9 protein-coding genes are annotated in these 13253 nt (G+C 64.1%); 6 read left to right on the forward strand and 3 right to left on the reverse strand.

Annotated features, from left to right (window positions below; translation table 11 throughout):
• The 3 genes from prpC to prpF all read left to right on the forward strand — a co-directional run bounded on the left by prpC (window position 1) and on the right by prpF (window position 5133).
• Window positions 1-1158, forward strand: coding sequence for a bifunctional 2-methylcitrate synthase/citrate synthase (gene prpC, locus BGO64_RS18540; protein WP_201872193.1), 1158 nt, complete (start codon window positions 1-3; stop codon window positions 1156-1158).
• A complete protein-coding gene (gene acnD, locus BGO64_RS18545; RefSeq protein WP_286701159.1) occupies window positions 1158-3776 on the forward strand; it encodes a Fe/S-dependent 2-methylisocitrate dehydratase AcnD in 2619 nt (872 codons plus the stop codon). Before prpC ends, acnD begins: the two co-directional genes overlap by 1 nt.
• Window positions 3777-3933: 157 nt before the next feature.
• Entirely contained in the window at window positions 3934-5133 is a 1200-nt protein-coding gene (gene prpF / locus BGO64_RS18550; protein WP_286701160.1) for a 2-methylaconitate cis-trans isomerase PrpF, read from the forward strand.
• A 104-nt stretch (window positions 5134-5237) separates the two neighbouring features.
• On the opposite strand, the gene BGO64_RS18555 is transcribed toward prpF, so the two are convergent.
• From BGO64_RS18555 to BGO64_RS18565, 3 genes are all read right to left on the reverse strand, one after another.
• Window positions 5238-5471: a DUF6719 family protein gene (locus tag BGO64_RS18555; protein ID WP_162726184.1), complete on the reverse strand. Its 234-nt coding sequence runs from the start codon at window positions 5469-5471 to the stop codon at window positions 5238-5240.
• 163 nt (window positions 5472-5634) lie between these two features.
• The gene (locus BGO64_RS18560) at window positions 5635-6681 is read right to left on the reverse strand and encodes an alpha/beta hydrolase (protein ID WP_286701161.1); all 1047 of its coding nucleotides are present in this window, start codon (window positions 6679-6681) and stop codon (window positions 5635-5637) included.
• Between the two features lie 97 nt (window positions 6682-6778).
• Window positions 6779-8935, reverse strand: a complete 2157-nt coding sequence (locus BGO64_RS18565) for a TonB-dependent siderophore receptor (protein ID WP_286701162.1) — start codon at window positions 8933-8935, stop codon at window positions 6779-6781.
• A 130-nt stretch (window positions 8936-9065) separates the two neighbouring features.
• On the opposite strand from BGO64_RS18565, the gene BGO64_RS18570 reads away from it, so the two are divergent.
• The 3 genes from BGO64_RS18570 (at window position 9066) to yccS (ending at window position 13154) form a co-directional block, all read left to right on the forward strand.
• Window positions 9066-10004: a helix-turn-helix transcriptional regulator gene (locus BGO64_RS18570; protein WP_042880087.1), complete on the forward strand. Its 939-nt coding sequence runs from the start codon at window positions 9066-9068 to the stop codon at window positions 10002-10004.
• Window positions 10005-10167: 163 nt separating this feature from the next.
• On the forward strand, window positions 10168-10824 hold the full coding sequence (locus BGO64_RS18575) for a Bax inhibitor-1/YccA family protein (protein ID WP_010675134.1): 657 nt from the start codon (window positions 10168-10170) through the stop codon (window positions 10822-10824).
• 179 nt (window positions 10825-11003) lie between these two features.
• Window positions 11004-13154: a YccS family putative transporter gene (gene yccS / locus BGO64_RS18580; protein WP_201872188.1), complete on the forward strand. Its 2151-nt coding sequence runs from the start codon at window positions 11004-11006 to the stop codon at window positions 13152-13154.
• Window positions 13155-13253 lie beyond the last annotated feature (99 nt).

The raw sequence follows: 13253 nt of genomic DNA on the forward strand, positions 1-13253 counted from the left end.
ATGAGCGCCCTGCCCGAAACCACCGGCTTCAAGCCGAAGAAATCCGTCGCCCTCTCCGGCACCGCCGCCGGCAATACAGCCCTGTGCACCGTGGGCCTCTCCGGCAACGACCTGCACTACCGTGGCTACGACATCCTGGACGTGGCCACCAGCTGCGAGTTTGAAGAGATAGCCCACCTGCTGGTGCACGGCCATCTGCCCAATGTGGCGGAGCTCGCCGCCTACAAGGCCAAGCTCAAGGCCCTGCGCGGCCTGCCCACCGGGGTGAGGACCGCCCTGGAACAGCTGCCTCCCTCCGCCCACCCCATGGACGTGATGCGCACCGCCGTCTCCGTGCTGGGGTGCCTGTCGCCGGAGAAGGACGATCACAACCACCCGGGCGCCCGGGACATCGCCGACAAGCTGATGGCCTGTCTCGGCTCCGTGTTGCTCTACTGGTACCACTTCAGTCACAACGGCAAACGCATCCATGTGGAGACCGACGACGACTCCATCGGCGGCCACTTCCTCCACCTGCTGCACGGGCACAAGCCACGCGACTCCTGGGTGCGCGCCATGCACACCTCCCTCATCCTCTACGCCGAGCACGAGTTCAACGCCTCCACCTTCACCGGCCGCGTCATCGCCGGCACCGGCTCGGACATGTACTCCTGCATCACGGGAGCCATCGGTGCCCTGCGCGGGCCCAAGCACGGGGGCGCCAACGAGGTGGCCTTCGAGATCCAGAAGCGCTACGAGAATCCGGACGAGGCGGAGGCCGACATTCGCGCCCGGGTCGAGAAAAAAGAGGTGGTCATCGGCTTCGGCCACCCGGTCTACACCGTCTCCGATCCGCGCAACAAGGTGATCAAGGAGGTGGCGCGCGCCCTCAGCCAGGAGCAGCACAACACCAAGATGTTCGACATCGCCGAGCGGCTGGAATCCACCATGTGGGAAGTCAAGAAGATGTTCCCGAACCTCGACTGGTTCAGCGCCGTCAGCTACCACATGATGGGGGTGCCCACCGCCATGTTCACCCCGCTGTTCGTCATCGCCCGCACCTCAGGCTGGTCGGCCCACGTCATCGAGCAACGCATCGACGGCAAGATCATCCGCCCGAGCGCCAACTACGTCGGCCCGGAGGATCTCCAGTTCGTACCGCTCAAGGAGCGCAAGTGATGATCAACACGCAATATCGCAAGCCCCTGCCCGGCACACAGCTCGACTACTTCGACGCCCGGGAGGCGGTGAACGCCATCGCCCCCGGCGCCTGGGACAGGCTCTCCTACACCGCCCGCGTCCACGCCGAGAACCTGGTTCGCAAGTGCGATCCAGCCATCCTCACCGAATGCCTCGGCCAGATTGTCCATGGCAAGCGCGATCGCGACTTTCCCTGGTTCCCGGCGCGGGTGGTCTGCCACGACATCCTGGGGCAGACCGCCCTGGTGGACCTCGCTGGCCTTCGCGACGCCATCGCCGAGCAGGGGGGGGACCCCGCTCAGGTCAACCCGGTCGTGCCGGTGCAACTGATCGTCGACCATTCGCTCGCCGTGGAGTGTGGTGGCTTCGATCCCCAGGCGTTCGAGAAGAACCGCGCCATCGAAGATCGCCGCAACGAGGATCGCTTCCACTTCATCAACTGGACCAAGCAGGCGTTCAAGAACATCGAGGTGATCCCGCCAGGCAACGGCATCATGCACCAGATCAACCTGGAGAAGATGTCCCCCGTCATCCACGCCGATCGTGGTCTCGCCTACCCGGACACCTGTGTCGGCACCGACAGCCACACCCCCCACGTTGACGCTCTGGGCGTCATCGCGGTGGGGGTGGGTGGGTTAGAGGCCGAGAACGTCATGCTGGGGCGCGCCTCCTGGATGCGGCTGCCTTCGATCGTCGGCGTGGAGCTCTCCGGCAAGCCGCAACCCGGCATCACCGCCACCGATCTGGTGCTCTCCCTCACCGAATTCCTGCGCCAGCAGAAGGTGGTCGGCGCCTACCTGGAGTTTCGTGGCGAGGGGGCCGCCGCCCTGACGCTGGGGGATCGCGCCACCATCTCCAACATGGCGCCGGAGTATGGCGCTACCGCGGCCATGTTCTTCATCGACCAGCAGACCATCGACTACCTCAAGCTCACCGGCCGTGACGACGAGCAGGTCAGGCTGGTGGAAACCTATGCCAGGGAGGCCGGTCTCTGGGCCGATGCCCTGGCGAGCGCCCAGTACGAGCGGGTGCTGCACTTTGACTTGTCGAGCGTGGTGCGCACCCTGGCGGGCCCCTCCAATCCCCACCGCCGCCTGCCGGTGACCGAACTTGCCACGCGGGGCATCGCGGTGGATCTGGACAAGGCTCGTGCCCAGCAGGCTAACGGCCTCTTGCCCGATGGCGCCGTCATCATCGCCGCCATCACCAGTTGCACCAACACCAGCAACCCGCGCAACGTGATTGCCGCGGGCCTGTTGGCCCGCAACGCCAACCGGCTCGGTCTGGTGCGCAAGCCCTGGGTCAAATCCTCCCTCGCCCCCGGCTCCAAGACAGTCGCCCTCTACTTGAAAGAGGCGGGACTGGACGAGGAACTTGAGCGGCTCGGCTTCGGCGTGGTGGCCTTCGCCTGCACCACCTGCAACGGCATGTCCGGTGCCCTGGATCCCGCCATCCAGCAGGAGATCATCGACCGGGATCTCTACGCCACGGCGGTGCTCTCGGGCAACCGTAACTTCGATGGCCGCATCCACCCTTATGCCAAGCAGGCGTTTCTCGCCTCCCCGCCCTTGGTGGTGGCCTACGCCATCGCCGGCACCATCCGCTTCGACATTGAAAAAGATGTGCTGGGGGTGGTGGACGGCAAGGAAATTCGCCTCAAGGATATCTGGCCGTCTGATGAAGAGATCGACGCCGTGGTCAAGGCGTCGGTCAAGCCGTCCCAGTTCCGCCAGGTCTATATCCCCATGTTCACCCAGGAAGAGGATCAGGGTCCCAAGGTGACGCCCCTGTACGACTGGCGTGCGCAAAGCACCTATATCCGTCGCCCGCCTTACTGGGAGGGGGCACTGGCGGGCGAGCGCACCCTGCGCGGCATGCGGCCCCTGGCGCTGTTGCCGGACAACATCACCACAGACCACCTCTCCCCTTCCAACGCCATCCTGCCCGGCAGCGCGGCGGGGGAATACCTGGCGAAGATGGGCCTGCCGGAGGAGGACTTCAACTCCTACGCCACCCACCGCGGCGATCACCTGACCGCCCAGCGCGCCACCTTCGCCAATCCCCAGCTGGTCAACGAGATGGCGGTGGTGAACGGCGTGGTGCAGAAGGGGTCCCTCGCCCGCGTCGAGCCGGATGGCAAAGTGATGCGGATGTGGGAAGCCATCGAGACCTACATGGCGCGCAAGCAGCCCCTCATCATCGTGGCCGGTGCCGACTACGGTCAGGGCTCGTCCCGGGACTGGGCGGCCAAGGGGGTACGCCTTGCCGGGGTGGAGGTGATCGCGGCGGAAGGCTTCGAGCGCATTCACCGCACCAACCTCATCGGCATGGGGGTGCTGCCGCTCGAGTTCAAACCGGGCACCACCCGCCTCACGCTGGGCCTCGATGGCACCGAGACCTATGACGTGGTGGGAGCACGCCAGCCGCGCACCGATCTCACTCTGGTGATCCGCCGTCGCAGCGGCGAAGTGATCCAGGTGCCCATGACCTGCCGCCTCGACACCGCCGAGGAGGTCTCGGTCTATGAGGCGGGCGGCGTGCTGCAACGCTTCGCCCAGGACTTCCTGGCGTCGACCGCGCAAAAGGCCGTGAGCTAAATCGCAACCCCGCTCCGCCCCTTTGAAAAAGGGGAAGGCATAAAGCACCCTCTCCCTTTGAGAGAGGGTTGGGGTGAGGGGAAATCCCCCTCATCCGCCCTTCGGGCACCTTCTCCCAGAGGGAGCAGGATCTATGACTCTTCTCAGGACACTCTCTATGGCCCACATACCACAAGTAAAAATCCCGGCCACCTACCTTCGTGGCGGCACCAGCAAGGGGGTCTTCTTTCGCTTATCTGACCTGCCCGAGCGCTGCCAGCAGCCGGGCCCGGCACGGGATGCCCTCTTCCTGCGGGTCATCGGCAGCCCCGACCCCTACGGCGCCCACATGGACGGCATGGGGGGGGCCACCTCCTCCACAGCCAAGTGCGTGATCCTCTCCAAAAGCCAGCAACCCGATCACGATGTGGACTACCTCTACGGCCAGGTCGCCATCGACAGGGCATTCGTGGACTGGAGCGGCAACTGCGGCAACCTCTCCACCGGCGCCGGGGCCTTCGCCATCCACGCCGGCCTGGTGGACCCGTCCCGCATCCCGGAGCACGGCACCTGCGAGGTGCGGATCTGGCAGGCCAATATCGGCAAAACCATCCTCGCCCACGTGCCGGTGACAAACGGCCAGGTGCAGGAGACAGGCGATTTCGAGCTGGACGGGGTGACCTTCCCCGCCGCCGAGATCGTGCTGGAGTTTCTCGACCCGTCCGACGAGGGTGAAGACGGCGGCGCCCTCTTCCCCACCGGCAATCTGGTGGACGATCTGGAGGTACCCGCGTCTGTTGTAAAGAGCGGCGTACTGAAAGCCACCCTGATCAGCGCAGGCATCCCCACGGTGTTCGTCAACGCCGAGGACATCGGTTATGAGGGCACCGAGCTGCGCGAGGCGATCAACACAGACCCGCAAGCGCTCGCCCGTTTCGAGGCGATCCGGGTTGCCGGTGCCCTGCGCATGGGGCTCATCAAGCGCCCCGAAGAGGCGGCCACTCGCCAGCACACCCCGAAAATTGCCTTCGTCGCACCCGCCAAGGATTACCGCACCGCCAGCGGCAAGGAGATTATTGCCGGCGAGATCGATCTGCTGGTGCGGGCCCTCTCCATGGGCAAGCTGCACCACGCCATGATGGGCACCTGCGCCGTGGCCATCGGCACGGCGGCGGCCATTCCCGGCACCCTCGTCAATCTGGCCGCCGGGGGCGGCGAGCGCGAAGCGGTGCGCTTTGGTCACCCCTCCGGCACCCTGAGAGTCGGAGCCCAGGCAGAGCAGGTAGCGGGACAGTGGACGGTCACCAAGGCGGTGATGTCCCGCTCCGCCCGCATCCTGATGGAAGGCTGGGTGCGGGTCCCTGGAGATGTCTTCTAGCCCGCTGCGGCATCACACCAACCAGGCCAGCCAGACGAAAAGAGCCCCAAGGCGACTGCCTCAGGGCTCTTTTTGGGATGTTTCAGGCTGTGAAAATCACATCATCATTGCGGTCTTGCCACACACTCCACCTTTCTTGGCACATTGTGCTTCGCGTCCCCGCCGATGAGCCGCTTGACCTGCCCTGGTGGGCAGCGACCGTCATCCACATAGGCGGTCTCCCCAAGGGGCAGCCTGCCTGGGGGCGGATCCTGACTCAGATAGGTGACGGGAATGGGCGCAGGCGCAAACCCACTGCACCCCGACATCAGGAGTGCACTGCACCACAGGGCCAGCATGCCTCCCCTCTTTCCTGCAACCGCCATCGCTCACTCCCTGCCTCTGTCAGGGCACCGACCCGGCGCCCCTCGTTTCGGCAGTGTACCCAGGGATGGCGCCGGACCGACACCCGTCTCCGGCGCCGTTGTGACGATTCCAGACACAGGCAAAAATATCGGCTTTTCACGGCTTCGACCCGTAGTAGTGGGTCAGCAGGGCATCGGCCTCGTCCACGGGGATCGCCATCTGCGGCCAGCGCGCGGCCTTCTCCCTGATGTCCCGCAGGCTCCCCAGCTCCGGGCGCAGTGCGCTGCCGAGGTGGCGGTTCAGGGCATCAAAGCGGGCGATCACCCCCTGTCGGCTGAAGTGCCCGGGCGCCAGATCCAGCCGGTAGCCCTGAAACAGCCACTGGAGTCCCTGATAGACGGCGGGGTGGTAGACGCTGTGATGATCCTCCTCCTCGAAGTAGCGGCTGGTGACGTGCAGGTTTGTGCCGGGAGCCCCCACTACCTGCCGCGCAAACTGCTGCAGGCGATCCCGGTGAAACGCCGAGCGCCCGAATCCCGGGGTGAAGGGGTTGTTGGCCACCGCCATGAACAGCGAGGAGGCGTGCCTGAGCGGCCCGGTCAACTCCGACGCGATGCGCTCGTAATTGCGGGGGTAATCGAACCAGAGGCTGGCGTCGATGGCGATCACTCCCTGGAACTGGCCGCTATCTTGCGCCTGTGCATCGAGTGCCAGCAGGCCGCCGAGGGAGTGGCCCACCAGCAGGGCTGGCGCCCGGGTCCGAAACCTCTCCTCGATGAGGGGGCGCAGCTCCTCACTCAGATAGCGCAGGAACCGGTGCCCGCCCCCCGTCACGGCATAGCCGGGCCCCGCCGGTGCCCCATTGGGCAAGGTCATGGTGTGGCTCGGGGTGTAATCCCGCATCCGGTCGGTGTTGTGCACCGCGACGATGATGAGGGGGGGAATCGCCGGATTGAGCCCGGCCCGCAGGGCCCGGGTGATGCCGACAACCTCCAGCAGGCTCTTCTCCCCGTCGAGCAGATAGAGCACGGGGAACCGAGCCCCGGGCTCGCGTTCATATTCCTGGGGCAGGGAGACGCTGTATTGCCGCGTCTCCCCCAGCAGGGCCGAATGGTGGGTGAAGCGCTGGGCGTAGTGGAGCATGTCTGCCTGGGCAGAAGAGAGTGTGATCATGGTGAGCAGCAGGGTGATGAGTCTTGTCATGGGATGAACCAGGATTGTGTCGCCAGCCTTGGGGATCCCCCGTAGGGCGGCGCACAGAGACGACAACAGGGCCCGCAGGCCCTGCTGTCGTCGGTCGTTACAGCTTGTAGGTGAAGCCTGCCATCAGGTTCGCCGGCTCGCCGTACATGTTGAAGGTGCTGGTGGAGCCGACCCGGTAGAAGTACTCCCGGTCGAGCAGGTTGTAGAGGTTCAGGGTCGCCTGCATCTTGTCGTTGATCTCGTAACGCACCGCCGCATCGAACAGGGCATAGCCCCCCTGATGGGTCTCGACCCCCTTCTGGTTGAAGCCGTAGTCGCTCACCGCCGTCATTCCTGCCCCGAGGTGCAGCCCCTGCACCCAGTCGGCCAGGTGGTAGTCGGTCCAGAGCGAGAGGGTGTGACGGGGGATGGTGTCGAATTTCGGGTTGTGATCCCCGGCCTTCTCCTCGATGTCGGTGAAGGTATAGCCGGCCATCACCATCCAGTTCTGGCTGAGATAGCCGCTCGCCTCCAGCTCCACCCCTTGCGTCTCCACCTTGCCGGTAGCCCAGTAGGTGTTGGTGATGGCAATGCCCTGATCGTCGTAGGCCTGGGCCGCGATGTTGTCGTCCTTCATCAGGAAGAGGGTCGCCCGGGTGTTGAGCAGGCCGTCACGCAGCGAGGACTTGATGCCGGTTTCCCACTGGCTGCCCTCCCGGGGCTTGAGCAGGTTGCCGCTCTCGTCCTGGCTGGTCTGGGGCTTGAACACCTTGGAGTAGCTGGCATACCAGGCGTGTGCGTCGCTCAGGTCATAGACGGCCCCCGCGTAGGGGGTGAGCTTGCCGTTGAACGCACTGGACTCGCCGCTCTGGGCTCCGGAACTCAGGGTCGTGCTGACGGCATCCAGATCGTACCAGGAGACGCGGGCCCCGGTGATCACCGCCAGCGGCTCCATCAGCCGCCAGGTCACCTTGCCATACAGACCGAGCTCCGACTGCTCCTCATGGTCATTCTTGGTGTAGCTGTAGTCCGGCTTGGCGACCCGGGTCGGGTCGAAATCGAACACATTGATCTTGCCGAGGTTGCGGTTGGTGTAGGTCTGGATGTCCGACTCGTAGCGCTTGTAGTCGGAGCCCAGCACAAACTCGCTCTTGTGCCCCAACAGATCGAACATCTGACTGTAGTTGGCATCGAAGGCCATGTTCTTCTGCTGGTTCCCCTGACCGTTGAACATCAGCCCGGTGTTGCCCGCCGCGTCCACGGGGCCGTTGGTGAAGGTCTGCTCCAGCCGCATGTCGTGATCCATGTAGCGGGCCGAGACCTGACCCACCCCGCCGTTGGCAAAGGCGTGTTGCAGCGAGGCCCCCACATCCGTGGTGTCGGCGTCGAAGAAGTCTTCAGCCGACCCCAGGTAGGTGCTGCGGCCGATGTCGAGCAGGGAGCCGTCCTTGTATGCCGGCAGGCCGTTGGTGGGCAGGATGTCCTTGGTCTGGTGCAGGGCGTAGACGGAGAGGCGGGTGCGATCCGAGAGATCGAATTCCAGGGTGCCGTAGTAGGTACCGTTGTCGTTGTTGTTGTAGTCCACCTGGTTCTTGATGTCGGCGTTGGCCACCACGACGCGACCGCGCAGGGAACCCTCGTCGTTGAGTGCGCCCCCCATGTCCGCCTCCAGGTAATGCCTGTCCCAGCTGCCATAGCGCGCAGTGACCGAGCCCTTGAAGGCGTCGGTCGGACGCTTGAGCACCATGTTGATCACGCCCCCCAGCTCGCTGGTGCTGTTGAAGAGGCCGGAGGGGCCCCGCATGATCTCCACCCGATCCACCGCCGCCAGCGACGGCAGGGTGCCGTACTTGCTCTGCATGGGCGATGGCAGGCCGTTGAGGTTCACCTCGTCGTATTCATAGCCACGGGAGAAGATGGAGGAGCGACCGCTGTCGTTGACCAGGGTGCGCAGACCCGGCGTGTACTTGGCCAGATCGTCCACCGCCACGAAGTTGCGCTCCTCGATGTAGTCGTTGGTCAACACGGTGATCGACTGGGGGATGTCTTTGAGGGCCGCCGGCGTTTTGGTGCCGACGGTGGCCGAGTCGACCCCATAGCCTCCCGTCTCCTCCGACGGCGACATCCCGTAGAGTGGATTGCCATAGACGACCAGGGTTTCGTCCGGCTTGATGTCCGGTGTGTGTGCCCCTGCCGGGGCGGCAACGGTGACGGCCAGAGCGGCAGAGATGGCCAGAGCCAGCGGGCTTCGCGCTTTATCCTTCAAGACAACCATAGTTAGAACGACCCCAAGATAGAGATGATAATCATTTTCATTTAATTTTCCGGGGGCTAATATATCACTCCATCTTCCGCCGCAGTTTTGCGGTGTGGTCATTTCACTCTTCGACATGGTCAAATTGCACATGACTGACACAGTGGCAAGGGATACCAGCGCACGCCAGCGGGGGCGCTTCACCGGCAGGGTGGAGAACCTGGTGATCCAGGAGGGTCTTCGCTTTCACAACAAGGACATCGTTCACAAGGCAGACTTCGCCACCGAGCGGGAGTTGCCGCCGCAGTTGATCATCGCCATTCCCCTCGAGAGCCGGGCCCTGATGACCTATGGCGCCACTCACAGGCTCAAGGGGTGTCGCTTCCACGAGTCCGACCCCATAGTGGCAACCGCCATCCTCTATACCGAGCCCGACATCGTGCAGGGGGCGGCCAAAGCCCAGGTGCGCAGCCGCAGCATCGTCCTCTCCCTGGACCACACCTGGCTCGCCCACAACCTGGCACAGGCGCATCGCAAGGCTTTCGCACAGACCTTCAGCCGCCATCTGAGCCGCGTCGACTGGACCCTGCCCGCGGCGCTTGGACAGATTGCGGAAGCGCTCAATCTCACCAGCAGCCAGAACGCCTCCGAGATGCTGATGCGCAAGGCCTTTGCCCTCAGTGTCTGGGAGAGCCTGATGACCCACCTCCAGCAGGCCGCCTCCCCCTGCTGCCAACGCCAGAACGAGCAACCGACACGCCTCAAGATGCTGCTCAGGGATGAAAAAGTGGACGAGATGACCCTGACCGAGATCGCGGCCACCCTCGGCATGAGCGTCTCCACCTTGCAGCGAGCCGCAAAAAAAGAGCTGGGCATGAGCCTGCAGCGCTACCTTCGCCAGCGAAAGCTGCAAGAAGCGCGGGCCAGGCTGGAGGCGCGCAGCCTCTCTCTGCAAGGGGCCGCAGCCCACGCCGGCTATGACCATGTGGCCAATTTCATCACGGCGTTTAGAAAGCAGTTCGGCTTCTCGCCGACGCGGATCGCCAGACAGGGTAAAGAGCAGGAACAGGCGCCCTCTGCAACGCCTTGAGCCTCCTTGTTCATGCGCAATACATCTTTGCTCTGGGATAGTAGGCACCACGCAGGTGGGGTGGCGCTTGAAATCAGCGCTCGTCATCCACACATTCAGTGCATACAATGCGTTAACGAAGCACACTTGGTCGCTTCACCCCGGAAATCAAGAGGACATCAAGATGGATACCCGTTCTATCTACACTGGCACCCAGGGTGCCGTGCGCGACACCAACAAGGTGCTGCGCAACACCTACATGCTGCTCTCCCTCACTCTTGGCTTCTCAGCCGTGGTAGCCGGGGTAGCGACCGTCATGAACATGCCGCCCCTGCACTGGGCCGTGTTCCTCATCGGTGTCTACGGCCTGATGTTCCTGACCGAGAAGAACCGTGACAACGGCATGGGGCTGGTGTTCACCTTCGCCCTGACCGGCCTGCTGGGCTATAGCCTCGGCCCCATCATCAACATGTACATGAACAACGGCGGCGGCGAGATCGTGATGACGGCGCTGGGCGGTACTGCGCTCACCTTCTTCGGCCTGTCTGCCTATGCCCTGACCACCAAGCGGGATCTTTCCTTCCTCGGCGGCATGCTGTTCGTCGGGTTCTGGGTACTGCTGGTAGCCATGGTCGCCAACATCTTCCTGCAGATGAGCGCCCTGAGCCTGGCCCTGTCCGCCATGTTCATGCTCTTTTCCTCCGGCGCCATCCTGCTGACCACCCAGCAGATCGTGCGCGGCGGCGAGACCAACTACATCTCTGCCACCGTCACCCTGTATGTCTCCATCTACAACATCTTCCTGAGCCTGCTGAGCCTGCTTGGCGGCAACCGCAACTGATGGATGCTTAAGATGCACAAGACCCCGCTTCGGCGGGGTTTTTATTGGCGCCAATTTCTGTCAGGATAAGTTGCAAATCAAGGATATGAAGCGAAGTGGCCCTGATCCAAATCAGGGCCGTTTCGTTATCGACGGGTTATGCTGTTGCTTTCGTTTCGCTCAAGGGTTGCCTTCATCCCATGCCCATGGACTTCTCAGGTTTATTGCGCCGTCTGCTGACCGACAGCCACATCTATTTCGCCCTCAAAGTCCTGCTCGCCATCGCGGGGCTGCTCGCCTTCGCGCTGGCAACCGGTGACATCCAGCTCACCGTGCTGCTCTCCCTCGGGGTGGTGGCCGGTGCCATCGCCGAGACCGACGACAGCCTCTGGGGCCGGGTCAAGAACCTCGCCATGACCCTGCTCTGCTTCCTGTTCGCCTCATTGTGCGTGCAGTATCTCTTCCCCACTCCCTGGCTCTTTGCCATCGGGCTCGCGGGCTCCACCTTTATCTTCGTCATGGTGGGTGCCCTCGGCCAACGCTACGCCACCATCAGCTTTGGTTCCCTGCTGATTGCCATCTACACCATGCTGGGGGCCGCCAAGGCACCGGATCTGCTCTATCAGCCGCTGGCCCTGTGCGCCGGGGCCCTCTGGTACGGCCTGGTGTCCCTGGTCTGGCTCTGGCTGCTGCCCTACAAGACCCTGCACGAGCAACTGGCCCAGAGCTACTTCGCCCTCGCCCGCTATTTGCAGGAGAAATCCCGCTTCTTCCCGGCGGATGAGCACGGCGCCCAGGCCATCCGCCACAATCTGGCCCAGCTCAACATCAACCTGGTCAATGCCCTGAACCAGGCCAAGACGGCGCTCAATGCCCGTCTTCATGCCCCCGGCCGCCACGGGGTTGCCCCCGAGCTCGCGGGCCTGCTGCGCCTCTACCTGCTTGCCCTGGAGATCCAGGAGCGGGCCACCTCCAGCCACTACCCCTACAGCAAGCTGGAAGCGGAGCTCAAGCAGGGCATCGTCCTCGACGGCTTCCAGGAGGTGCTGTCACAGCTTGCCCACGCCTGTCAGCAGCTTGGCTACGCCATCCTGGTGCACAAGCCCTACACCCACCACAAACGCATTCACTGGACCCTGGAGGCCCTCGGCGATCAGCTGGAGTTCACCCACCTCAAGCAGCACTACCCCAAGACCCTGCTGACACCGATGAAGTTCCTGCGTCGCAACCTGGCCAGCATCAACCAGTTGCTGCAAAGCGCCGAAGAGCTGCAAAACCCCGCCGCGCCCCCCACCAGCCTGCCTCCCCTGGCACGGCCGGTCGCCCTGCCCCTGCTGGCATTGCTCAGGCAGCACCTGACCCCGAACTCCATGGTGTTTCGCCATGCCCTGCGGCTCTCCCTCGGGCTGGTCGTGGGCTATGGCATTCTGCAGGCGTTTCACCTGGACAAGGGGTACTGGATCCTGCTCACCGTATTGTTCGTCTGCCAGCCGAGCTACAGCGCAACCCGCCGTCGCCTGGTGCAGCGGATGCTCGGCACCTTCGCCGGTATCCTCATCGGCGTGCCCGTGCTCTGGTTCTTCCCCGAGCTGCACCTGCAACTGGGGATCATGGGGCTTGCCGCCTTCCTGTTTTTCACCCAGGTGCGCAGCAACTACAGCGCCGCCGTCTGCTTCATCACCCTCTACGTGCTGATGGCGTTCAACCTGCTGGATGGCATCGGCTTCGCCATCCTAGGACCCCGGCTGCTCGATACCCTGCTCGGCTGCCTGCTTTCCTACGCCCTGGTGGCCTGGCTCTGGCCCGACTGGCAATACAAGCGGTTGCCGACCCTTATCGCCAACTCCCTGTCCGCCAATGCGAAGTACCTCTCGGCGGTACTCGCCAGCCTGCATCGCCAACGGGATGAATCCCTGGACTACCGGGTGGCCCGCAAGTGTGCCCACCTCGCCGACAGCGAGCTGGCCATGGCCTGGCAGAGCATGCTGGTGGAGCCGAGCAAGCGCCGCCGCTTCCTGGATCTCTGCTTCACTCTCACCTGGCGCAACCATGCCCTGCTCTCCTATATCTCGGCGCTTGGGGCCCATCGCGACAAACTCGAGCCCATCGAGGGGCTGGAGGAGATAAGCCGCCACATCAGCCAGACCCTGGAGCAGGCCGCCGGTCACCTGGCGGGGGAGATGCCGACGCCGCTCGCGGGAGCCTGTCCGGCCATCGCTGCGGAGAGCAGCGAGGAGCAGCTGATGCTGAGCCAGCAGCTCACCCTCATCAGCCAGTTGGCAGACGAGCTGCTGATGCTGGCCAACGACGGCCAGCTGCTGACAGGTCAGGGCGAACCTAGCCGGACATAGCCGCCGGACCGATCCCGCCCGAGGCAGGTGCCAAGCGCCGCCCCGGTTGCCGGACGGGACGCAAGGCGCTACCATGCCCGCCCCATTGAGATAGCCTTT

Origin of the sequence: Aeromonas sp. 62-46, from assembly GCF_001898585.1 — a bacterium.
GTDB lineage: Bacteria > Pseudomonadota > Gammaproteobacteria > Enterobacterales > Aeromonadaceae > Aeromonas > Aeromonas caviae.

What these genes read in the sequence shown, in the direction of transcription:
- prpC (WP_201872193.1), top strand. Translation starts at nt 1, where the DNA reads ATGAGCGCCCTGCCCGAAACCACCGGCTTCAAGCCGAAGAAATCCGTC.
- acnD (WP_286701159.1), top strand. Translation starts at nt 1,158, where the DNA reads ATGATCAACACGCAATATCGCAAGCCCCTGCCCGGCACACAGCTCGAC.
- prpF (WP_286701160.1), top strand. Translation starts at nt 3,934, where the DNA reads ATGGCCCACATACCACAAGTAAAAATCCCGGCCACCTACCTTCGTGGC.
- BGO64_RS18555 (WP_162726184.1), bottom strand. Translation starts at nt 5,471, where the DNA reads ATGCTGGCCCTGTGGTGCAGTGCACTCCTGATGTCGGGGTGCAGTGGG.
- BGO64_RS18560 (WP_286701161.1), bottom strand. Translation starts at nt 6,681, where the DNA reads ATGACAAGACTCATCACCCTGCTGCTCACCATGATCACACTCTCTTCT.
- BGO64_RS18565 (WP_286701162.1), bottom strand. Translation starts at nt 8,935, where the DNA reads ATGGTTGTCTTGAAGGATAAAGCGCGAAGCCCGCTGGCTCTGGCCATC.
- BGO64_RS18570 (WP_042880087.1), top strand. Translation starts at nt 9,066, where the DNA reads ATGACTGACACAGTGGCAAGGGATACCAGCGCACGCCAGCGGGGGCGC.
- BGO64_RS18575 (WP_010675134.1), top strand. Translation starts at nt 10,168, where the DNA reads ATGGATACCCGTTCTATCTACACTGGCACCCAGGGTGCCGTGCGCGAC.
- yccS (WP_201872188.1), top strand. Translation starts at nt 11,004, where the DNA reads ATGCCCATGGACTTCTCAGGTTTATTGCGCCGTCTGCTGACCGACAGC.